Source organism: Tolypothrix tenuis PCC 7101 (assembly GCF_963874875.1).
Classification (GTDB): Bacteria; Cyanobacteriota; Cyanobacteriia; order Cyanobacteriales; family Nostocaceae; genus Aulosira; species Aulosira tenue.
Window position 1 is genome coordinate 1,088,856 of the sequence record NZ_CAWNJS010000001.1, and the last position, 24,275, is coordinate 1,113,130.

Annotated in this window: 16 protein-coding genes; 8 read left to right on the forward strand and 8 right to left on the reverse strand. The window is 42.5% G+C overall.

The features are described from left to right. Positions 1–226: 226 nt before the first annotated feature. A complete protein-coding gene (locus AACU25_RS04410; protein ID WP_321206676.1) occupies positions 227–1,291 on the forward strand; it encodes a potassium channel family protein in 1,065 nt (354 codons plus the stop codon). A gap of 327 nt (positions 1,292–1,618) precedes the next feature. Continuing rightward, positions 1,619–1,765, forward strand: coding sequence for a hypothetical protein (locus AACU25_RS04415; RefSeq protein WP_190445739.1), 147 nt, complete (start codon positions 1,619–1,621; stop codon positions 1,763–1,765). A 171-nt stretch (positions 1,766–1,936) separates the two neighbouring features. Here the strand turns inward: AACU25_RS04415 and AACU25_RS04420 are convergent, their stop codons facing one another. Beyond that, positions 1,937–2,884: an XDD3 family exosortase-dependent surface protein gene (locus tag AACU25_RS04420; RefSeq protein WP_096574081.1), complete on the reverse strand. Its 948-nt coding sequence runs from the start codon at positions 2,882–2,884 to the stop codon at positions 1,937–1,939. Between the two features lie 587 nt (positions 2,885–3,471). On the opposite strand from AACU25_RS04420, the gene AACU25_RS04425 reads away from it, so the two are divergent. Continuing rightward, positions 3,472–10,065: a HAMP domain-containing protein gene (locus AACU25_RS04425; RefSeq protein WP_096574082.1), complete on the forward strand. Its 6,594-nt coding sequence runs from the start codon at positions 3,472–3,474 to the stop codon at positions 10,063–10,065. 215 nt (positions 10,066–10,280) lie between these two features. After that, positions 10,281–12,377, forward strand: coding sequence for a hybrid sensor histidine kinase/response regulator (locus tag AACU25_RS04430; protein ID WP_096574083.1), 2,097 nt, complete (start codon positions 10,281–10,283; stop codon positions 12,375–12,377). A 189-nt stretch (positions 12,378–12,566) separates the two neighbouring features. On the opposite strand, the gene AACU25_RS04435 is transcribed toward AACU25_RS04430, so the two are convergent. Further along, positions 12,567–13,976, reverse strand: coding sequence for an O-antigen ligase family protein (locus tag AACU25_RS04435; protein ID WP_096574084.1), 1,410 nt, complete (start codon positions 13,974–13,976; stop codon positions 12,567–12,569). Then, the gene (locus AACU25_RS04440) at positions 13,958–14,800 is read right to left on the reverse strand and encodes a YaaW family protein (RefSeq protein WP_096574085.1); all 843 of its coding nucleotides are present in this window, start codon (positions 14,798–14,800) and stop codon (positions 13,958–13,960) included. Before AACU25_RS04440 ends, AACU25_RS04435 begins: the two co-directional genes overlap by 19 nt. A 133-nt stretch (positions 14,801–14,933) precedes the next feature. On the opposite strand from AACU25_RS04440, the gene AACU25_RS04445 reads away from it, so the two are divergent. The 3 genes from AACU25_RS04445 (at position 14,934) to AACU25_RS04455 (ending at position 17,568) form a co-directional block, all read left to right on the forward strand. Further along, the gene (locus AACU25_RS04445) at positions 14,934–15,992 is read left to right on the forward strand and encodes an NAD(P)/FAD-dependent oxidoreductase (protein WP_096574086.1); all 1,059 of its coding nucleotides are present in this window, start codon (positions 14,934–14,936) and stop codon (positions 15,990–15,992) included. Positions 15,993–16,546: 554 nt separating this feature from the next. Continuing rightward, complete coding sequence (locus AACU25_RS04450; RefSeq protein ID WP_096574087.1) at positions 16,547–16,924, forward strand: hypothetical protein; 378 nt, start codon at positions 16,547–16,549, stop codon at positions 16,922–16,924. Positions 16,925–17,160: 236 nt separating this feature from the next. Then, entirely contained in the window at positions 17,161–17,568 is a 408-nt protein-coding gene (locus tag AACU25_RS04455; protein ID WP_190445740.1) for an STAS/SEC14 domain-containing protein, read from the forward strand. 156 nt (positions 17,569–17,724) lie between these two features. Here the strand turns inward: AACU25_RS04455 and AACU25_RS04460 are convergent, their stop codons facing one another. The 3 genes from AACU25_RS04460 to AACU25_RS04470 all read right to left on the reverse strand — a co-directional run bounded on the left by AACU25_RS04460 (position 17,725) and on the right by AACU25_RS04470 (position 20,088). Beyond that, complete coding sequence (locus tag AACU25_RS04460) at positions 17,725–18,390, reverse strand: glutathione S-transferase family protein (RefSeq protein ID WP_096574088.1); 666 nt, start codon at positions 18,388–18,390, stop codon at positions 17,725–17,727. Positions 18,391–18,555: 165 nt separating this feature from the next. Continuing rightward, the gene (locus AACU25_RS04465; RefSeq protein WP_096574089.1) at positions 18,556–19,089 is read right to left on the reverse strand and encodes a peroxiredoxin family protein; all 534 of its coding nucleotides are present in this window, start codon (positions 19,087–19,089) and stop codon (positions 18,556–18,558) included. A gap of 387 nt (positions 19,090–19,476) precedes the next feature. Further along, positions 19,477–20,088, reverse strand: coding sequence for a peroxiredoxin (locus AACU25_RS04470; RefSeq protein WP_096574090.1), 612 nt, complete (start codon positions 20,086–20,088; stop codon positions 19,477–19,479). 138 nt (positions 20,089–20,226) lie between these two features. Between AACU25_RS04470 and AACU25_RS04475 the strand changes: the two genes are divergently transcribed. Continuing rightward, positions 20,227–22,428, forward strand: a complete 2,202-nt coding sequence (locus AACU25_RS04475; protein WP_096574091.1) for an amylo-alpha-1,6-glucosidase — start codon at positions 20,227–20,229, stop codon at positions 22,426–22,428. A 144-nt stretch (positions 22,429–22,572) separates the two neighbouring features. Here AACU25_RS04475 and map read toward each other — a convergent pair whose 3' ends face one another. Next, positions 22,573–23,397, reverse strand: coding sequence for a type I methionyl aminopeptidase (map, locus tag AACU25_RS04480; RefSeq protein WP_096574092.1), 825 nt, complete (start codon positions 23,395–23,397; stop codon positions 22,573–22,575). Positions 23,398–23,730: 333 nt separating this feature from the next. Then, positions 23,731–24,189: a cupredoxin domain-containing protein gene (locus tag AACU25_RS04485; protein ID WP_096574093.1), complete on the reverse strand. Its 459-nt coding sequence runs from the start codon at positions 24,187–24,189 to the stop codon at positions 23,731–23,733. Between the last annotated feature and the right edge of the window lie 86 nt (positions 24,190–24,275).

Genomic DNA, 24,275 nt, shown 5'->3' on the forward strand with positions numbered 1-24,275 from the left:
GACTATTTTCTTGGGATTTTGTCATTTGTCATCTGGGGTTTGGTAATGGGTAATGGGTAATTGGTAATTGGTGTTTGTCATTAATTATTTCTCCCCCTGCTCCCAGCCCCCTGCCCCGTTGCTTTTCCCAGTCCCCAGTCCCCAATCCCTAGTCCCCAGTCCCCAGTCCCCAATCCCCAGTCCCCAGTCCCTTTATTCCCTAACCATTGGCAGAGGTGAAAGAATTGTGTACTCAATGCCTGAGCAAAAATATCAACGTATCCAAAAGGAGTTGATGGCAGGAGCGATCGCTCTTGGTTGTGTTTTCATGATTGGGACTGTGTGGTACAGCCTGGTGGAGGGGTGGTCATGGGAAGATGCTGCTTATATGACGGTAATTACCCTGGCGACTGTGGGATATGGCGAAACACACCCACTGGGTAATCGCGGCAGGTTATTTACCATCGCCTTAATTTTGATGGGTGTCATCAATATCGGTTACATTGTCAATAGATTTACAGAAGCTGTGATTGAAGGCTACTTTCAAGAAGGAATTCGACTACGGCAACAGAGGCGCATAATGGAATCGTTATCAGGACATTACATTATTTGTGGGTTTAGTCGCACAGGTCGCCAAATCGCCAAAGAATTTCGGGCTGAAGGTGTAAATTTTGTCGTCATTGATTCTGAGGTTGAATCTGTTCAAAGAGCGCAAACAGAAGGTTATGTAGTATTCCAAGGTGATGCTACATTAGATGACACACTTTTAAAAGTGGGCATAGAAAGAGCGATGTGTATTGTTGCTGCTCTACCTTCGGATGCAGAAAATTTATATACTGTATTATCAGCAAAAACACTTAACCCAGCAATTCGGGCGATCGCAAGAGCAAGTACAGAAGAAGCTTTGCAGAAGTTACAACGTGCTGGTGCAGATGCGGTGATTTCTCCCTATATCACTGGCGGTAAGAGAATGGCAGCTGCAGCCCTCAGACCCCAGATTTTAGACTTTGTTGATGGTATCCTCACAGGTACAGACCGCCAGCTGTATATGGAAGAATTTTTACTTGACCCAGCTTTTTGCCCTTTTGTGGGACAAAGTTTGCAAAAAGCAAAACTGCGATCGCAAACTGGGGCGTTAGTTTTAGCTATCCGCCGCCTTGATGGTAATTTAATTGGCGGCCCTACTGGTGATACTGTTTTAATGCCTGGAGACACCCTAATTTGCATGGGTACAGCAGAACAATTGCAAAGCCTCAACCAAGTTCTCGGGCCGATTGTTTCTAAAAAAGTGCGTAAACCGAAAAATAGTTAATTGGTGTTTGTTAATGGGTAATTGGTAATTGGTGTCTGTCATTAATTATTTCTCCCCCTGCTCCCTGCCCTCTGCCCCGTTGCTTTTCCCAGCCCCCTCATCTCCTAATAAAAAACCTCGGTTAACCACCGAGGCTATAGAGAAGTCAAAATGACGATTAGATACAGCGATTGAAAAGGAAAACTTTGAGTTAACAGTTGAAGCAAGCAAAACAACAGCTGCCACAAATAAAGGTATTGTGTCGTTGGTGTTATATATGCTGTGCTTGCTTTGGGTTTAACTTATGTAACTAAATTTAACAGTATTGTTACGAATAGTCAAGAAGGATTGACAAAAAATTTTGATAAGCGATCGCCAAACCTAAGATTAGAGGTTTTTTGTCCAGTTCACCTGGCTAATCTAGGGATGATTGAGAAAAAAATGCCTGATGTTGTTGTGATGACAACATCAGGTATGGATAGGAATCGTCTTTGATTTTTGTAAAGCTAGGTATATCTTTATTCCCTGTCCCCTGTTCCCCGTCCCTTGTCCCGTTTTTATGCAAGTAATTTCAAGAATCAAACTGGATTGCTATATCAGTTGAGAAAGTGAGATTGAATGGGAATTTCCAGATTTAAATCTGCTGCTTGATTTAGCAGATTAGAATTATGCTAGTTTTTGATTTGCACTAAATTTATGCTTTTTACGGATTTGGCTACCAGCAAAAGCTAATCCAAAAATTGTCAATCCAGCAACAGTAGAAGATTCAGGAACAGCTTGAGAGATAGCAGACTTGCTAAATTGGAAAGCAATAGTCTGCGTACCTTGGAATTTGCTGCTATCGTAGCCAGTACTCAGAAGTTCTTGTGTAATCGCTCCTTGGGATAGGAATGAGATGCCAGTGAGATATTTTCCAGAAGCTATTTCATTCAGGTTAAAACTGTTATTCTGTCCGTTATTAGTAAAGTAACCGCTAGTTAAATCACCGTAACCTACAGTACCACTACCTCTCTGAACTTGAGATTCATAGGAATTGTAACCACCTGCTAAACCTCCATAAGCTTGGGTATAGCCTTCTTTAATGTCAGTAACAGTTTTTGCTTGAACCCCGCTATAAACACCAAGTTGTTGTACACCAGAAGCATTCGCAGAAGCGAAGCGGATACCATATAAATCTCCGCTATTCATCGCATTTAGAAAGGTTTTGCCAGACATATTAAAGAATAAGTCGCCATAACCAATCTGACCACCAGCAGCGCCGGATTCGGCTTCTCCGGTTAACTTCATATTGCCGTTGATCGCAATAATTACGCTGTCAGCAGTTTCTTTGACAGCCATACCGGAAATATCATAGGGATTTACTTGTCCAGCTGCTGCACCAACCCAGTAGTTACCATTCATCCCATCTTTATTGGAATCAAATGCATACTGCCAACCATTAGCATCAGTAGGATTTTTTCCTAAGAGGAGACCAGTACTATCGTTTAAACATTCTAAGGATATGCTAAATGCTGATCCCGTTAAACTACCAGCATAAGCTCCTTGAGCTACAGAAAGAATCCCAACTGTGGTGATAGCAACTTTTAAAAAGCTGGATATTTTTTTAACTTTCATTTCTGAAGAGAAGTAATAGATTTCTGTCGAATCCCTATTAGGGATAATTCATTTTTATTAAAATACTTAAAAAATAAATAGAGTAATTATTCTGAATTTTTCATCTCCGTAAATCAGTTAAAGTTTATGAAATTAATAAATAAACATCTCAGTTTATAAAGAATTGAACAGCAACGTTACAAGTTGATCTGATGTAATTACATCCCTCTATCTAGGATGAAATTCAACTTATCCGTACTGATGGCATTTTTAGTGCATTTTTTGTTCTAAGTATTGCGATTCGCAAAGAGATATTAACCTGTCATCACTGAATAATATTCCTTTAGGAATATGTCTAAAGAAATAGGCAATCAAACTACTGATATATATCCCGTAAAAAATCTGCTTTTAGCAGCTACCTTAAGGATTATGAAAAAGTTATGATTGGCTAGATGGTGTTCCAAGAAGTGTTGGCAGCAGCCTTATTTAATGGGTTTCAGCATAGGGTTAAGTTTCCCCAAAGCAAAGAGTGCCAATGATGAACTTAACACTAGCCCCGCAAATAAAATCGGGGATCAAAGATATATAAATTACTCAAGGATAAGGCTATGTCCACTGAACAATTAACTAGAGAAAGCGACAGTTTAGATTTAAAACAACTATTAAGAACATTAAATGCCGTTAAAAAAGGTGATTTTTCCACAAGAATGCCGATTGACCAAACAGGAATTGCCGGAAAAATAGCCGATACACTCAACGATATTATTGACCAGAATGAGCGCATGGCGGCAGAGTTACAGCGCATCGGTAATGTTGTTGGTAAAGATGGCAAAGTCTCGGAACGTGCTTCTTTGGGAAATGTGCGTGGTTCATGGTTAAGTTGCGTTAATTCTGTGAACACGCTAATTACAGATTTAGTGCAGCCAACAGCAGAAACTACAAGGGTAATTAGGGCTGTAGCTAATGGCGATTTATCTCAAACCATCGCACCAGAAATTGAAGGTAGACCGCTGAAGGGAGAGTTTCTGCAAACTGCCAATATCGTCAACACAATGGTAGATAGGCTGGGTTCCTTTGCATCAGAAGTTACCAGGGTTGCTAGGGAAGTGGGAACTGAAGGTAAGTTGGGAGTGCAAGCAGAAGTTCGAGGTGTGGCGGGAACCTGGAAAGATTTGACCGATAACGTCAACTTGATGGCGGGGAATCTAACTGCTCAAGTACGTAATATTGCGGAAGTAGCAACTGCGATCGCCAATGGTGACTTATCAAAGAAAATTACTGTAAATGTTAAAGGCGAAATTTTAGAGTTGAAAAACACCGTCAACACGATGGTTGATCAACTCAATTCCTTTGCGTCTGAGGTAACCAGGGTAGCACGGGAAGTAGGAACGGAAGGGAAACTGGGCGTACAAGCCGAAGTTAGAGGTGTGGCGGGAACCTGGAAAGATTTGACCGATAACGTCAACTTGATGGCGGGTAATTTGACAGCCCAGGTGCGGAATATTGCAGAAGTGACCACGGCGGTGGCGAATGGCGATTTATCTAAGAAAATTACGGTAAATGTCAAAGGCGAAATTTTAGAGTTGAAAAACACCGTTAACATCATGGTGGATCAACTCAACTCCTTTGCATCGGAAGTAACAAGGGTAGCGCGGGAAGTAGGCGCGGAGGGAAAATTAGGCGGTCAAGCCGAAGTGCGCGGAGTGGCGGGTACGTGGAAAGACCTCACCGACAGCGTAAATTTCATGGCGGGGAGTTTGACAGCACAGGTGCGAAATATCGCAGAAGTGACGACGGCGGTGGCGAATGGCGACTTATCCAAGAAAATCACTGTGGATGTGAAGGGTGAAATTTTGGAGTTGAAAAACACCATTAATACAATGGTGGATCAGTTAAATTCCTTTGCGTCGGAAGTTACCAGGGTAGCGCGAGAGGTGGGAACGGAAGGGAAACTCGGCGTACAAGCGGAAGTTCGCGGCGTGGCGGGTACGTGGAAGGATTTAACTGATAACGTCAACTTAATGGCAGGAAATTTGACGGCTCAAGTACGTAATATTGCGGAAGTGACCACGGCGGTGGCGAATGGTGACCTTTCCAAGAAGATTACCGTAGATGTGAAAGGCGAAATTTTAGAGTTGAAAAACACCGTCAACATCATGGTGGATCAACTCAACTCCTTTGCATCGGAAGTAACGCGGGTGGCGCGAGAGGTAGGTGCGGAAGGAAAGCTAGGCGGTCAAGCAGAAGTGCGTGGTGTTGCGGGAACATGGAAAGACCTCACCGACAGCGTGAATTTCATGGCGGGAAGTTTGACCGCCCAGGTGCGGAATATTGCGGAAGTAACCACGGCGGTGGCGACAGGCGACTTATCCAAGAAAATTACTGTGGATGTAAAGGGCGAAATTTTGGAGTTGAAAAACACCATCAACACAATGGTGGATCAATTAAACTCCTTCGCATCTGAGGTAACCAGGGTAGCGCGAGAAGTGGGAAGTGAAGGGAAACTGGGTGTACAAGCTGATGTGCGAGGTGTGGCTGGGACGTGGAAAGACCTCACCGACAGCGTGAACTTTATGGCGGGAAGTTTGACAGCCCAGGTGCGGAATATTGCGGAAGTAACAACGGCGGTGGCGACTGGCGACTTATCTAAGAAAATCACTGTAGATGTGAAAGGGGAAATTTTGGAGTTGAAAAACACTATCAACACGATGGTGGATCAACTCAGTTCCTTTGCGTCTGAGGTAACTAGGGTAGCGCGAGAAGTGGGAACGGAAGGTAAATTAGGCGTACAAGCAGAAGTGCGGGGTGTGGCGGGAACCTGGAAAGACTTAACAGGTGCGGTGAACATGATGGCGGGGAACCTTACCGATCAAGTACGGAACATTGCAGAAGTTGCAACTGCGATCGCCAATGGTGACCTCTCCAAAAAAATTACTGTGCAAGTTAAAGGCGAAATTCTGGAGTTGAAAAACACCATCAATATCATGGTGGATCAGTTAAACTCCTTTGCATCTGAGGTAACCAGGGTAGCGCGAGAGGTGGGAAGTGAAGGGAAACTGGGCGTACAAGCCGATGTGCGTGGTGTCGCGGGAACCTGGAAAGACTTAACCGACAGCGTGAATTTCATGGCGGGAAGTTTGACAGCCCAAGTGCGGAACATCGCCGCAGTTACCACAGCGGTGGCGAATGGCGACCTCTCGAAGAAAATTTCTGTGGATGTCAAAGGGGAAATTTTAGAGTTGAAAAACACCGTCAACACGATGGTGGATCAATTAAATTCCTTTGCTTCGGAAGTAACGCGGGTAGCAAGGGAGGTGGGAACCGAAGGTAAATTGGGCGTACAAGCTGAGGTGAAAGGAGTTGCGGGAACGTGGAAAGACCTCACCGACAGCGTGAATTTCATGGCGGGAAGCTTGACAGCCCAAGTGCGGAACATCGCAGAAGTAACAACGGCGGTGGCGAATGGCGACTTATCCAAGAAAATCACTGTAGATGTCAAGGGTGAAATTTTGGAGTTGAAAAACACCATCAACACAATGGTTGATCAATTAAATTCCTTTGCATCGGAAGTAACGCGGGTAGCAAGGGAGGTGGGAACCGAAGGTAAATTGGGGGTACAAGCTTACGTCCGAGGGGTGGCGGGAACTTGGAAAGATTTGACCGACAATGTCAACTCAATGGCGGGGAACCTCACAGCCCAGGTGAGGAACATTGCAGAAGTTACCAAAGCGGTGGCGAATGGCGACCTATCCAAGAAAATTACCGTGGATGTGCGCGGGGAAATTTTGGAGTTGAAAGACACTATCAATACAATGGTGGATCAACTCAGTTCCTTCGCTTCGGAAGTAACGCGGGTAGCGCGAGAAGTGGGAACGGAAGGAAAATTAGGCGGTCAAGCGCAAGTTCAAGGTGTGGCGGGTACTTGGAAGGATTTGACCGATAATGTCAACTCGATGGCGGGTAACTTAACAGCCCAGGTGCGCGGTATCGCCCGAGTGGTAACGGCGGTGGCGAATGGGGACTTGAAACGCAAATTAATGCTGGATGCGAAGGGCGAAATTGAAACCCTAGCTGAAACCATCAACGAAATGATTGATACCCTAGCCACCTTCGCCAATCAGGTAACCACAGTAGCGCGAGAAGTGGGAATCGAAGGAAAACTAGGCGGTCAAGCCAGAGTCCCTGGGGCGGCGGGAACTTGGAAAGATTTGACAGATAATGTTAACGAACTGGCTGCAACTTTAACTACACAGCTAAGGGCGATCGCAGAAGTTGCAACAGCCGTAACTAAAGGCGATTTAACTCGGTCGATTGCGGTGGAAGCTTTAGGGGAAGTCGCTATCCTCAAAGACAACATCAACCAAATGATTGCGAACCTGCGGGAGACTACCCAGAAAAATACTGAGCAGGATTGGTTGAAAACTAACCTGGCGAAGTTTACGCGAATGCTGCAAGGTCAGCGTGATTTAGAAACAGTTTCTAAACTCATTCTCTCGGAACTAGCGCCATTAGTAGGCGCGCAACATGGCGTATTCTACATGATGGAAGCCGCAGATAATCAAGCATTCCTCAAATTACTGAGTAGCTATGCTTACCGTGAACGCCGACATTTAGCCAACCGCTTCTACATGGGTGAAGGTTTGGTAGGACAATGTGCTTTGGAAAAAGAACGGATTCTGTTAACAGAAGTACCTGGTGATTATGTCAAAATTAGTTCTGGTTTAGGGGAAGCTTCACCACTTAATGCTGTTGTGTTACCTGTATTATTTGAAGGACAAGTCACAGCCGTAATTGAATTAGCTTCCTTCCGCCGCTTCAGTGAGATACATTTAACATTCTTCGATCAACTCACCGAAAGTATTGCGATCGTCTTAAATACAATTGCAGCTTCCATGCGGACGGAAGAATTGCTCAAACAGTCCCAATCTTTAGCGGAAGAACTACAAACTCAGCAAAACGAACTCCGGGAAACCAACAAGCGGCTAGAACAGCAAGCTCAATCACTCAAAGCTTCGGAAGATTTGCTCAAAGGACAGCAAGAAGAACTGCAACAAACCAACGCCGAATTAGAAGAAAAAGCTGAGTTGTTAGCGCTGCAAAAGAAAGAAGTGGAACGGAAAAACTTGGAGATTGAGCAAGCAAGACGTTCCTTAGAAGAGAAAGCCGAACAGTTAGCCCTCTCATCCAAATATAAATCCGAATTTCTGGCGAATATGTCCCATGAATTGCGGACACCACTCAACAGCTTGCTGATTTTAGCGAAGCTGTTAACAGATAACGTTGAAGGTAATCTCACTACCAAGCAAGTGGAATATAGCCAGACAATTTACTCAGCTGGTACTGACTTGTTGACCTTAATTAATGACATTTTGGATTTAGCCAAAATCGAATCGGGAACCATGTCAATTGACATGAACCAAATGTTATTTTCGGAGTTGGGTGAACAACTTGAGCGGACATTCGGGCAAATCGCCCAAAATAAAGGACTCGCCTTTAACGTGGAATTTGCTCCCGAATTACCACAAACCATTTACACTGATGCCAAACGTTTACAACAAGTCCTGAAAAATCTCCTTTCTAATGCCTTTAAATTTACCGAAACAGGGGAAGTCCGTTTGCGGGTAGAAGTGGCGAAACAAGGCTGGAGTCAATCTCAAGAAACTTTAAATCGTGCCCAGAATGTGATTGCTTTCGCTGTTAGCGATACAGGAATTGGGATTGCACCAGAAAAACAAAAAGTAATTTTTGAAGCCTTTCAACAAGCTGATGGTAGCACCAGCCGCAAATATGGCGGTACAGGCTTAGGCTTATCCATTAGCCGCGAAATCGCGCGCCTATTTGGTGGCGAAATTAAACTTGTCAGCCATCCCAATCAAGGTAGCACCTTTACTTTCTACCTCCCCCAACTCTCTCCAGAGTCGAGAGTACTAAGTACTGAACCTTTATCAGTCAGGACACAAACCAGTCCCCAGTACCCAGTCCCCAATCCCCAATCCCTCATGGACGATCGCTCTATTCTCGCAGAAGACGATCGCGTACTGCTGATTGTGGAAGATGACATTAATTTTGCCCGTATCCTGCTAGATATGGCACGCCAGCAAGGATTTAAGGCGATTACCGCCCAAAACGGCAGAATAGGGCTAACCCTAGCACAGCAATATCTACCCTCAGCCATCTTGCTAGATATCCGCTTACCAGAAATCGATGGTTGGACAGTATTAGATCGCCTCAAACATAACCCCCGCACCCGTCACATTCCCGTACATATCATGACAGTGGAAGAAGGACGACAACGCGGTTTACAACTAGGCGCGATCGCATATCTGCAAAAGCCCTTAACCAGCGAAATTATCTCCGAAGCCTTAACCAAAATCAAAGGTTTTATCGAACGGCGGGTGAAAACCTTACTAGTAGTCGAAGATGACGAAAATCAACGCCATAGTATTGTGGAATTAATTGGTAACAGCGACGTAACTACCACTGCCGTAGGTACAGGTGCAGATGCCCTAGAAGCCATTCGCACCCAGCATTTTGATTGCCTCGTCCTCGACTTAGGGCTACCAGATATGACTGGGTTTGAACTAATTGAACAAATCAAGCAGCTACCTCATGGTGAAAATCTGCCTGTAATTGTTTATACAGGTCAAGAACTAAACCGAGTGCAAGAAACAGAACTGAGACGGATAGCAGACACGATTATTGTCAAAGACGTGCGATCGCCTGAACGTCTCTTAGATGAAACAGCTTTATTCTTGCACCGAGTCCAAGCCAATTTGCCTGCACCCAAGCGGGAAATTCTCGAACAACTCCATGCGAGAGACTACTTACTAACAAGTAAAAAAGTACTCATAGTAGACGACGATGTGCGTAACATATTCGCCCTCACCAGTATGCTAGAGCGTTATCAAATGCAGGTATTATATGCAGAAAACGGTAGAGAAGGTATTCACACCTTGGAAACCACCCCGGATATTGATGTTGTATTAATGGATGTCATGATGCCAGAAATGGATGGTTACGAAACCACTCGCCTGATTCGCCAAAACCATCAATTTAGAGCTTTACCAATCATTGCCCTCACCGCCAAAGCCATGCAAGGCGATCGCGAAAAATGTATTGAAGCAGGTGCATCCGACTACATCACCAAACCCGTAGATACAGAACAGTTGCTTTCTCTATTGCGGGTTTGGTTGTATAGGTAATGGGCATGGGGCATGGGGCATGGGGCATTGGGCAAAAGTCACATACAGTTCTTAATTTTGAATTTTGAATTTTGAATTTTGAATTGTTTATCCCTATTCCCTCAGTTCGCAAAATTTGTAACCTACGACAGTTGTAAAATACCTCTTCCAAGGTTGAAAGTCTATAAAATAGCGTAGAAATTTGTTTTTAGTCTACCTAGGAGTCTATACCTATAATGCCGTCCGAATTACCAGTAAATATTCTCCTGGTTGATGATCACTCAGAAAACTTGTTGGCCTTAGAAGCAATACTGCAAGGTTTAGGTCAAAATTTGGTCAGGGCGACATCAGGTGCCCAAGCTTTGAGATGTTTACTCAATCAAGATTTTGCAGTAATTTTGCTCGATGTACAAATGCCAGAAATGGATGGCTTTGAGACGGCTACACTAATTCGCCAACGAGAGCGATCGCGTCATACACCCATCATCTTTTTGACGGCATTTAGTACCAACGATTCAATGGTATTTAAAGGCTATTCCCTAGGCGCAGTAGACTATTTATTTAAGCCCATCGAACCGGAAATCCTCAAATCGAAAGTAGCGGCGTTTGTCGATTTATTTCAGAAAACGGCAAAGATAGAAAGACAAGCTAACCAACTAGCCGCCTTAAATGCCGATTTGAGAAAAAGCGAAGAACAGTTTCGCTCGTTATCTGCTTGCTCACCCGTAGGCATTTTTCTTACAGATATTGACGGCAATTGTACTTATACTAATCCCCGCTACCAAAGTATTTTAGGCATCTGTGATGAGGATTGTTTAGGCAAAGGTTGGTTGCGATCGCTGCGTCCTGAAGATAGAGATAGGATATTTGCTGATTGGTCGGCGGCGGCTCAACAGGGTCAAGAATACTATAGTGAATTTAGTATTGTTACCGCCACCGGAATTTTGCGCTGGTTAACTTTGCGTTCCTCACCCATGCTTTCTAATGAAGGCGAAGTCATCGGTTATGTGGGGACAGTAGAAGATATTAGCGATCGCAAGCAAGCTGAGGAAGAACGCGCTAAATTAATTCGCGAACAAGCAGCACTCAAGGAAGCGGAAGCTACAAACCGCATGAAAGATGAGTTCCTCGCTACCCTATCTCACGAACTGCGGACACCTCTGAACTCTATTCTCGGTTGGGCTAAACTGCTCCGCAATCGCAAACTTGATGAGAAAGCTACAGCCCGTGCTTTAGAAACCATTGAACGCAATGCACGTTTGCAGGAGCAGCTCATTGAAGATATTTTAGATGTCTCCAGAATTATTCGCGGCAAGTTGGTGTTAAATATTTGCCCTGTAAACCTAGTTTCGGTGATTGAAACCGCAGTAGAAACAGTGCGGTTACAAGCTGAGGCGAAAAATATTGCCTTTGAATTTGCGGTACCTGCCATTGCACCTACAGATAAAGCAAACATCCCCCCAACTAAAGAGGATAATGGCCATTTCTCTCTAGCAAAGCATCTAGCCTCACCTTTTATGGTTTCTGGCGATCCGGATCGCTTACAGCAAGTCGTCTGGAATTTACTTAGTAATGCCATCAAGTTCACACCCGAAAACGGACGTGTGGATATTACCCTTTCCACTGACAATAACTACGCTCAAATTCAAGTGAGTGATACTGGAATTGGTATCAAACCAGACTTTCTCAGATATGTTTTCGATCGCTTTCGTCAAGCCGACGGTAGTACAACCAGAAGTCATACAGGACTAGGATTAGGATTAGCGATCGCCCGCCACTTGGTAGAATTACACCACGGAAATATTTATGCAGATAGCGCTGGTGAAGGGCAAGGCGCAACTTTTACGGTGAAATTGCCGCTTTTAGCAGCAAAACAGTCACAAAATTTAAAAAAGGCGGAAATTGTAGAATCTGTATCTTCACCGCAATTACCTCTAAATAACGTGCAACTGCTAGTTGTAGACGACGATACTGATACACGCCTTTTTCTGTCAGCAGCACTACAGCAATCCGGGGCTACAGTTAGAGCCGTTAGCTCAGTTAACGAAGCAATTTTAGCAATTCAAGAATATCCACCAGAGATATTAATTAGTGATATTGGGATGCCTGAGGAAGATGGCTACACACTCATCCGTAAAGTCCGATTGCTGGAAGCAGAACGAGGCGGGCAAATTCCAGCCATTGCGTTAACAGCCTATGCTAGAGAAGAAGATTCTACAGAAGCCATAGCCGCCGGCTTTCATATGTATGCTTCTAAGCCAATTGAGCCAGCTAAATTAATTAATATGATAGTCAAACTATTAAAAGTAAATCTAAAATCTCCACTTAGTTAAACAAAATTTTAGGTACGTTAATCAGATGCTAATGTAGCTAATGGTGTTGCATACAGACAATATTTATTTGGCAGCTAATATCAAATGCAATTGCAGACAGGTATTTCATGCTGAAAACGAAAAAAGGAGATGAAATTTGCTCTGATCCATTGCATAATTTATTTTCTGGAAACCCTTTCCCCAAACCTATTAAATAGTTCCCTCATCTTGTTTCGCTTGAATTCTAGCGTCTTTTTGATAGCGATAAACTAATCCACAAACTGCAGATAATATTAACCAAAACAGCGTATTGAGACGGAAATCGTAGATAGTAACATCAACCATATTAAAGAGTACCCATCCCAACAAAACTAAGACATAACTAAAAAATATTAATCTGTCTTCTTTCTCTAAAAATTGTGGCTTTTGCAAAACCTTTATAGATGCAATCAAAACCCAAGCAATTAAACCACAAAATAATAGAGTGGCAGGTAATCCAGTTTCCGCAGATAACATCAAAAATAAGTTGTGCGGATGACCTAAACCAAGGTGCGTTTCGGCTTTATAAAGTTTTAAAAAATTGCGTAATCCCCAGCCAGTCCAAGGATGTTGTTGAGTTAAATTCCAAGCAAACTGCCATTGGGTTTTTCGCATTAAAGCCACTGGCCGATCGGGATACATATCATCATTTAAGCGCGCCCAAAAGAAAGCTGGAACAAAGTTGCGAAAGAACTGGGCAATTGGAGAAGGTGCAAATGCAGCTAGCAGTACAGTAGTCACGATAGCAGCTACACCACCCACTAAAATCCGCCAACCTTGGTATAGTGCATAAGCTAAACACACAAAAATTGCGATCGCCCATCCATTGCGGGAGTTAGTAAAAATTAGGGCGATGAAGTTAAGAATTCCCGTGATAGTGAGAAAGATGAGGGGGGTGAGGGATTGGGGATTGGGTACTGGGGAACTCGGGGCCCCCTCTGGGGATAAGGGGTAATGGGTACTGGGGATTGAGGAATTTTGAGTTTTCTTTTTGATTAATTGCCACTGTTCTAATGCTAAAGCTAAACCAAGAGTGAACATGATTACCAGGTAAGCAGCTAAGGTGTTAGCGTGCATTAAGATGGAAGCCATGCGCCCTGGGGGAGTTCCTCCTGGTGCGATCGTCCACTCTAAAACAATCCACAAAAACTTTAAATCTAAATTCCAGCCTAAAAATAACTGCCCAAAGCCCAAAATTGTAATTGGCGCGGAAGCGATTACTAAAATCCAAGCTATTTGTCGCAATTGGGCGGTTTTTTGAAACAGGGCACTCAATCCCGCAAAAACAATAAAGTAGGGAATGAAATTAAATAAACCAACGTAAGCTGTGGTTTTGTCATAGGCAAAACCAGCCGTAATTATTAACAATAAACTTAGCAGTGCAAATCCCCAATTAAGAGGGCGACGGATAATTTTGCTCCATTGGCGTGCCACAGTAATTAAGGATGCCAAGACTATCAACACAGCCCCCAGGAAGGGACTCAATGGGAAAAAAATCAGTCCCAATTGAGTTAAATTCCAAGGTAATTGCAAAGCCGGATTGGGATGATAAACAGCTTGCTTCAAGCTAACTCCCAACATTCAGTACGGGTGAGACGAATTTGCGCTAAGGCAAAGATGGTGGGAATGATTCTACCGTAATTAGTAGCGATCGCTCTCCATCCTAAATCTGCAAAAAACCAAGCCCACATCACTGGCCCAACAAAAGAGAAGATACTACGTACTGCTCCATAACGAGCCGCATTCACAGTCATACCTCGCTTTGCCATTTGCAAAGCTACATAGTTTTGAAACTGCGCTGTCGCCACTGTTGAACCTTGCAGTGCTGCTTCTTTAGCTACTTGATAGGTAGCAAAATGTGTAGCAAATTGGCGAGCAATTTGTTTCAATAACAAGGGTTGAATTACAGAAGTGACGGCTAAAGCACTACCACCTTTAAAAATTAATCCTAAAGGGTCTTTTTGTAATAAAAGTGGTAGGGGTTGTTTCAGTTCCGATTTCATCAACTGACGCTGTACCCGGACAGTTAATTTTTGCTTTTCCTGTTCGGGCAATTTTTTCCAGACTTGCCCTAATAGATGCAAAAATACTTCTGCTTCTAAATCAACAGTTGCTAGCTGGCTAGAATAAGGAATTTTTAAATACTTACATACTTGAATTAGCGCTTGTCGGTAAGTTACCTGGCTGGTGCGTCCCCGTAATACTGTCATCCCATCTGCAGCCAAAAAGCGAAAACGATTTTCTAATGTATCTAACCACGCTTTTCTATCTTGGCTTTGAACTTCAATCGGTTCAGGTGTGTGAACGTAGTCTAAAGGATTGAACTTACGACTAAACAGAATTGCCGTTAAGTCTTGCAATTCATCTTCAGTTGCTAGCTCTAAAGCCGCCCTCAGTTCATCCAACTTCCCTTCCTCCCTTCCGTGCTGCTTTCTGTACCTTATTCTACTACCAGCTTTCAGCAGACAATTAGTAGTCTTTGTAGCTTTGTCATCTGATAATAACCAATGACCGCTTCTCACCAAGGACGATTAATTGATGATTGATGTTGCAGTAATTGGTGCAGGGATGGCAGGTTTAGTCTGCGCCCAGCAGTTAAGAAAAGCCGGATATTCGGTAATAGTTGTCGAAAAATCTCGTGGTTTAGGCGGAAGGCTCGCAACACGTCGCTTACAAAGAACTTCAGCAGATCATGGCGCTTGTTACCTCAAACCCAAAGGTGAATTGCTACAAGGTTTTGTCGATTTATTATGCAATGCCAATGTGTTGCAAATTTGGACAGATACAGTTTACGAATTTAAAACTGATATTGGCATTATTCCACCCCAAAGCCTTAGCCCTCGTTATGTTGCTCCTCAGGGAATGAGCGCTATTGCCAAGTTTATTGCTCAAGGGTTGGATATTGTGCTGAATCAGCGTGTAATTGCCCTAAATGCAACTGAGAATAGCTGGCGGCTCACTTTGGAATCGAGTAACGAGGAAATTACAGCTAATGCCTTAGTTGTAGCAATTCCTGCACCCCAAGCATTGGCTCTTTTCGCACCTTTGGGCGGTAGTTTCTTAGATGCTACCTTTATTGAACATCTCAGTTCTGTAGAATTTCAACCATGTATTAGTGCGATCGCAGGTTATCCCTCTACATCTCAACCTCTTCCTGAATGGAAAGCTTTAACTTTTGTTGACGATCCTGATATTGCCTGGATTGGGTTAGACAGTAGCAAGCGTCCCAATCCTCAACAGCCACACTTTGTAGTGCAAAGTAGTGCAGCTTTTGCCCAACAGCATCTAGAATCTGCAGATTTAAATGCAGTTGGAGAGTATATGTTGCAACATACAGCCCAAACCTTAACAATTCCTTGGTTAGCAACTCCTGAATGGATGCAAGTACATCGCTGGCGCTATGCCTTTGTTAGTCGCCCCTGGCCGGAAACGGTTTTATCTGCTAACACTCCTCTACCTTTAATCTGTTGTGGCGATTGGTGTGGTGGCAATCTTGTAGAAGGTGCAATGCTGTCTGGAATAACTGCTGCTATGAAAATTAATCAACAGCTAAGGTCTTTACCTGATGTTAATTTTTTCAACTTTTCTCCCGAATAATTTTATCTATGAATACACTGGTTACTTAAGTATCTTATGTTACTTTTTCAGCTAATAGAGGCAATTTATGTAATAAATACAAGGAATTTTCTCAATCATCTATTTCAACTATCGCAATAATTCAGCTAGAACTGTAGCAAAGATTTATAAGTAATGTAAACACCATCATGCATTTACACGGATTAATCTTTAGCAACAATTAATTCTATTACGTTACTAAAATAATTGATCCCCAAAAACTTTTACTGCGTTTTGTGTAGTTTACCGATACAGACTAAAAAATTTTGGATAATTAACATTAGAGAGATAAAACACGGTACTTATCCATTTTATTGAATGCTGTTTCTACGATTTATACCAGCATTGAGTATAAGTTTTAACTAAAAATAGACAGGATAGAGCTTTGATAATTGTACCGAGATAAAATTTGCTATTCAGGGTTAGAGCATCTCTTAATGTCAATCAGTTCTAGCTGGTTATTTTGTCAATTTTGCCACCTAGAAACTTTATTTCTGACAAGTTATTGACTGGATAAAAAAAGGAGATGAATAGTTATGCAAACAGTTGTTAAATTAACACAGCAATCAGTACAAGGCGAGATTGAAAGTGTGTTGGATACCTATCCATACAACCCTTACCAACAAGCTTTTGCCATTCCTGATTTACGCCAAGAATTAATTAACTTTGTCCTTAACCGTATTCCTTGCCTTTATTACTCAAATCTTGAGGGACATATTCCATTTTCTGAAAATGACAAAGAATTATTAATTAAATCTAAGTTGCCGCGTAGTCCTTTAGAACAACAACTATATGTACAAAATTTGATTCATCAAGGTATTTATACCATTTTTAAAGATAAGTCAGATTGGATTAGTCATCATCTTTGCGAAAAAATCCAACCTGGTTTTGAACCATCTCACTGGTTTGGTTAAGATTGATACTAGGTCTTGTTGTTGTTGATTGCAGTAGTGAAATGACCTTGATTTATCTGGCTCATCATCAGGTTAAATGTAAAGTACTTAACTACCAAGCGATCGCTATTATTTGCTCACACTCCAGCTGAGATTTGCATGAAAGGTTGGAGTTGTGCTTTTTCATAGTTTGTTAACACCCTATTTCATAGATCGCTTGGTAGAATACCTAGAAATTAGGTGGCAAAATACATCAAATGTCAACAGTGAAAGTTGAAATCCAACTATCATTACAACAATTGCTCAAAGCTATTGAGCAATTAAACCAGCAAGATTTAGATAACTTTGTATCTCAAGTTCTAGCACTGCAAAGACAACGCCAAATTAAAAAGCAGCTAGAATACGAGGCTGAATTATTAGCAGAGATTAGTGAACCCATCCCTTTAGATATTCAAACATCTCATGAGAGATTAACAACTAAAAAAGATGCTGCTACGCTGACAAGCTATGAATATGGAGAGTTATTAGGCTTGACTGAACAGATAGAAACACTCCAAGCCGAGTATCTCAATAATTTAATAGAATTAGCAAGTCTGCGTGGAATTTTGCTCAACACCTTGATAGAGGCTTTAAATATTCAGACGCGAATATATACTGGACTTTAGACTAAAAGCACAAAAAGACTCAGGGAAGCTGAGTGGAAAAAAGCAAAATAAAAAATACGCCTGATGTGAATTAGAAACGCTTCTTATCCCATTAGGGTTTCAAGGCTTAATTCACATGAAACGTAATTTTGAATTTTGACTTACTCATTAGCAGTGCTAGCTTGTAGCTTTCTGTGACATTCTTGCCTCTACAATAGCGCGAAAATCTTGGATCATCTCTGGAGTGATTTGAGTAGCTTGCCACGATGGACGTGCTGTTAAGCGATCGCTCCAAGCGCTCAACTTGGGATAATCATTTAAAGATATGCCCACGCTAGGCAATAAAATTACTACAGTTCCAGCTACAACCTCTGCTAAGGTCAGGTTGTTACTACCAAAGTAAGGGCGATCGTCTAATAAACTCTCAAAGTACTTCAGTACTACAGAAATTTTTTCCTCTGACTGCCGGATTTTTTCTGGATCTCCTGGTGGTAAGCCTAGAAACTGAGGAAAAAATGTACTAGTTGGCGGCAAAAGTTCATTGACAGTTACTAGTTGTACCATTCGTGCGATCGCTAAATCTTTTGGATCTTCAGGTAGCATCATCGGATTGGGATATTTTGCTTCTAAATAATCCAGAATCGCTAATGATTCGATTACTTTAAAGTCGCCATCTACTAAAGCTGGAATATGGTGAAAAGGGCTAATTTCTAAAAAATCTGGTTTAAATTGCTCTCCATTGAGTTTGATTTCTACTAGTTCAAACTCTAGCCCTTTTTCTATCAATGTAATCCAAACTCTGCGCGAGTTAGGAGAAAGCGGTGCATGATAAAGTGTCAACATCGGCAAACCTCATGACTTTTGTTAAATTAATCAATGCCAATTTTCTACATTACAGCAATTTGTAATTCGTAATTCGTAGTTCGTAATTCGTAATTAAAGTAATTACAGTTTAGCTAGACTATTTGCTGGTAATTATTTGGCAAATATTCTAAAACTACTACAAAGCTAAAATTTAGCTAATAGTGTGTCTACACTGGCATTATGATCCAGAAAAGAAAATAAATGATAATAACGGAGTTTTCCATCCTTATCTAATACAAACTGCGCTGGTAAAGGCGCTCCTAGAGCTTGCCCTACTCGATATCTCCGAAATACTTTACAACCAGGGTCACTCAATAACGGCATTTTTAAGCCTAAATCTCTGACAACGATTTGACTTTGTCTTTCATCAGTACTCGTAATCATCAAAACTTCTATCCCACGCTTTTGAAATTCTTCATAGTTTTCATTCAAAGATTTGATGTGAGGATAGCAAAAAGGGCAATATTGCTTTTCTGTAAATATTCTGGTAAACGCCAGCACAACTGGTTGTTTGCCTCTGTAATTTGAAAGTTTCAGCAAAGTGCCATTTGTAATATCTGGCAGTTGAAAATCTGGTGTTCCTACATCTAATCTTAGTTCATAGATAGCAGGAATTGGTAGAAAATTGTGGAAGAAGCGCTCATTGAATAAGCCGCTAAAATCTGTTGAAGTTAGCATATTTTATCTTTGATAATTTAAAGTCAAGGGTCAAGAGTCAAGAGTCAAAAGTCAAGGGTCAAAAGGGATGAGAGATTTAAATATAAAAATATTCCATGCCCTATGCCCAATCCCCCATGCCCCACACTCTAATTCCATCCTAAAACATGAAAAAACCACAGATTGGCACTGAAGTTGACACGGATTAATGTTTATCTGTGTTCATCTGTGGTTATCTGTGGTGATAATTGATACTGCTCTTAAATCCAGTATACTGCTTTGCAGTTTTCTGGCAAGAGAAATTTAGTCAGATGGCAAGCCCAATTGCTGAGTTTGGGTGAGTAAAAGGGGGTAAAAATTTTTTCCTTTTTTCCCCTTACCCTTTCTCCCAGCTTCCTTGGCAAACTACTAGACAGCGGAGAAGTAAACTTTAGATTTCACGGGATCGGGATTCATGGTCTTGTCACCAGGTTGCCAACCAGCAGGGCAAACTTCATCGGGGTGAGATTGGACATACTGAATCGCTTGCAATGTCCGTAAGGTTTCATCAACGCTACGACCAAAAGCTAGGTTGTTAATGGTGGCGTGCTGGATCACACCATCTTTATCAATGATGAATAAACCGCGTAAAGCAATACCTGCTGCTGGGTCGAGTACGTTATAAGCAGCGCTTACCTCTTTTTTGATGTCAGCAACTAAAGGATAATTTAAGTCGCCTACACCACCAGATTTGCGGTCAGTCTGAATCCAAGCCAAGTGAGAGAATTCGCTATCAACGGAAACACCCAAAATTTCGGTGTTAAGTTTCTTGAATTCTTCGTAGCGATCGCTAAATGCTGTGATTTCAGTGGGGCAAACAAAGGTAAAGTCTAAGGGATAAAAGAATAAAACTACATACTTACCGCGATAGTCGGAAAGCTTGATTGTCTTAAATTCTTGATCCACTACAGCTGTTGCTGTAAATTCTGGAGCCTGTTGACCAACGCGGAGGCATCCTTCTGTTCCGTAAGTGAGGGACATGAACCTAATTCTCCTTCAACTTATATTTATTTACTAGCGTTGGAGTTCGGGTCAGGTAAAACTTACCCGTCCACGCTCTCACAGTTTAATTACGATCTGTTACGACTATATCATAGTCATAACGATTTTGAGTAGCAAATGGCTAATTTAGATACAAGAGAATGGTTGCTGACTAACGGGTTAGGTAGTTTTGCCAGTGGAACGGTTTCGGATATCCGTACACGTACCTATCATGGTTGGTTTTTTGCCGCGACAAATCCCCCTTCCGGTCGTACCCTGCTACTTTCACACCTCGAAGCAAGTTTGGAAGTTGAAGGGAAAGTTGTACCCTTAGGGACAAATTACTGGGACAGTAGCCGAATTGAACCAACTGGCTACCAACTGCTGCGTTCCTTTGAGCTTAACCCAGTATCAAAATGGGTTTGGGGTCAAAATCATTGGCAACTCAGTAGACAATTAATTATGCCCTATGGGTTAGAACAGGGGAGCATAGAAGCAGGGGGGCAGGGTAGAGACGCGATGAATCGCGTCTCTACAAGCAAGGGGGAAAATTCTCTTCAATCCTCCTCATCCCCAACCTTATGCCATCGCCTGTTAATCCAATATCGCTACGAAGGCCGGGAAGTAGGTATTTTAAGGCTGCGGCTGCTGATTGGCGATCGCGACTTTCACTACCAGCAAACTGCTTCTCCAGAATTACACTTCTCACAAATTTTGTTACCCCAACAAGTTTGTTTGCAAGCGATTGTGGCTGGAAAATTTGGTACACCTTGGCATTTGCGTTGGACACAAGGAGAGTATCAAGCTGACGCGGTGTGGTATTGGAATTACCGATTGTTAGAAGAAACCAAGCGCGGATTAGGCGATCGCGAAGACCTTTATAGCCCTGGTTACTTAACAGTGACTCTCCAACCCGGAGATTGTGTCACCTTAGAAGTAAGATTAGGCTTCCCCGATTTAAAATTAGCCCCTCTCTCTGACGACACTTTTATAGAAGCAATTGAAGCAGAACAAGAAAGACTTTCCCAGATTTTTGGTTGGGATCGGGAGGGGATTGGGGATCGGGGACTGGGTACTGGGGATTGGGAGGTTGAAGGGGATGAGGAAGTACCAATTACCCATTACCCATTACCCATTACCAATTCCCAATGCCCCATGCCCAATGCCCCATGCCCCATTTTGCAACAACTATTAAAAGCTAGCGATCAGTTTATTGTCTATCGCGCTTCCATAGCTGGCCCTACGGTTATTGCTGGTTATCACTGGTTCAATGATTGGGGGCGGGATACTTTGCTGGCTTTACCAGGATTGGCGCTAGTTCCCAAACGCTTTGAACTAGCAAAGGGGCTATTACGGACTTTTGGATATTACTGTCGGCAAGGTTTAATTCCTAATGCCTTTCCTGATGTTGGTGGTGAGCCTTTTTATAACAGTATTGATGCAGCGCTGTTATGGATTGAAACTCTAGGTTTATATTTAGAAGCTACTGAAGATTGGGAGTTTCTGGCAGAACAATTTCCTGTAGTGCAGCAAATTCATAAAGCTTTTGTGGGTGGCACTCGCTACAATATCCATGTTGATGCTACTGATGGGCTAGTGGGTTGGGAAGCACTTGGTGTCGCCTTGACTTGGATGGATGCGGTAGTTGGCGGCGAACCTGTGACTCCCCGGCTGGGTAAGCCTGTGGAAATTAATGCTTTGTGGTACTCTGCCTTATGTTGGTTGAGTCAGTGGGCAGAACGCTTGAGCAAAATTCCAAATGGAAATTCTTCCGAACGTTTGGCAAAGCAAGCGCAACGTTACGCCCAGCAAGCGCAACAGGTAAAAAATTCTCTGCAAAAGTTTTGGAATCCCAAACTCAGCTATTTTTACGACACTATAGAATTAGACGATGGACGGAATTCTCAAATTAGACCAAACGCCGTTTTAGCACTGTCTTTACATCATTGTGGGTTTTCACAACAACAAGGGCGTGAGGTATTGGCGCTAGCAGCTTCCAGTTTGCTCACTCCCTATGGACTACGGAGTCTCGCTCCCAGCGATCCGCAATATATTGGCAAATATCAAGGAACTCCAGAACAACGCGATCGCGCTTACCATCAAGGTACTGTTTGGAGTTGGCTGATTGGCCCATTTATCCGTGCTTGGCAACGCTTTTACCCAGAAGCCGCACCACCTTTTGATTGGCAACCTTTACTGAAACACTTCTCATCTGATGCTTGTCTAGGCTCAATTTCCGAGATTTTTGATGGCGATGAACCCCACATACCCAAAGGGGCGATCGCACAAGCTTGGTCAGTTGCAGAAGTGATTCGCTATTTGCCTAAGTCGCAGGGTTGAGGTTGGGGATTGGGGATTGGGGACTGGGGACTGGGGATTGGGGAAAGGGGAAAGGGGAAAGGAAAATTACAAACACCAATTACCAATTACCAATTACCAATTACCAATTACCAATTCACAATTACCAGTTACCAAACCCCAAACTTAAACATTTGTGCGATCGGTCAAAATTTCATAGCCTGTTTCTGTGACTAATACTGTATGCTCAAACTGGGCTGACAGGGCATTATCTACAGTTACGGCTGTCCAGCGATCGGCTAAAGTACGTGTATGTTTAGAACCTGCATTTAAAATTGGTTCAATTGCCAATGTCATACCAGCGCGTAGTTTGACATTTGGCATTTCGCGGGTGCGGTAGTTGAACACTGATGGTTCTTCATGTAGGTTACGTCCTACACCGTGCCCAGTGAATTCTTCAACTACAGTAAAGCCGTTCATTTTCACATGATCTTCAATTGCACCAGCAATATCCATCAAGTAAACACCAGCTTTCACTTGTTCAATCCCTTTATACAGAGCTTCCTCAGCTACAAGAATTAATTTCGCTGCTTCTGGGGTCACTTCACCAACGGCAATTGTAATGCAAGAGTCACCATGAAAGCCTTGGTAATAAGCGCCCGTATCTACCTTTAAGACATCGCCTGTACGGATGACTTTTTTAGGGCTAGGAATTCCATGTACAACTTCATTATTGATACTCGAGCAAATAGAAGCAGGGAAACCGTGATATCCTTTAAAGCTTGGTGTAGCACCCATTTCACGGATGCGTTTTTCCGCATGAGCATCCAAATCAGCCGTAGTCATTCCTGGCTCTACTAGCTCAGAAATTTCTTTAAGTACAGTTGCCACTATTTTTGCTGATTGCCGCATAATATCTATTTCACGCGGCGATTTAATTTCAATACCTCGGCGTTGTTTGGGAGGGTTCGGCTGTACTGTTTGTGAAAGTAAGTTACTGAGAATGTTCATGTGGGATTAAATAATGTTTGATGCTCTGTAGCTGAAGGTGAATTTTGTTCTAGCTTAGTTGAGAAATAATATCTATATTTAAATTAACTTATTTTTTTCTTTAGAATTTGCTACCTAAAAAAAGTGAGCTTGCTACTAGGAAATCAGGAAAAGAAATATGATCATCCCTTAGTTATGGATGCGATCGCTCGTGATGAGGCAAATAAAAATTGCCAGATCCCCGAATTTTTCAAAAATTCGGGGATCTAAGCCCCACTAAAGTCACTGATATGCAATCCCATAAACTACTAGCAGTAGCTACAGATACGATCAAATATATTAGGTGAAAAAGTATCAATTGCTAACAGTAATCTCACCAGTCATGCCCGCTTCTGCGTGTCCTGGAACAGTGCATCGCAGGCTATATTTCCCTGGTTTGAGAGGCACAAATACCCATTCTGCTGTTGCACCAGGTTTGAGTTCTACTTCGTGGATAGCGCCTTTAATTTCTACTTTGCCTGCTTCAACTTTTTGCGTCCAGATGCCATCGGCAAAGTCTTTAGCAGTAAAATAGTGCTTTAGTTGGCTAGGATTTGTCAGCCGAAGATTGTAGCGTTTCCCCGCCGTAAATTCTAAGGTATTTGGCTCAAATTTTAGTTCGTTCGCTGCATTTCCTAAACTCACAGGAGTTTCTATAGCAGCTTGTTTGAGGACATCGCCAGAGACATTTGCTGCTAAGATTGGAGTTGTATTTACAACAGCAAAGCTTAGTATTAATACTAATATGAAGTAAATGTGCTTGATTACTTGCATCTCAGGCAAATTGTTGATATTAATTCTGCATCTTAATCACAATCTACTGAAAATTTTGAATAATTTTTGTAAATTCCTAAATATTG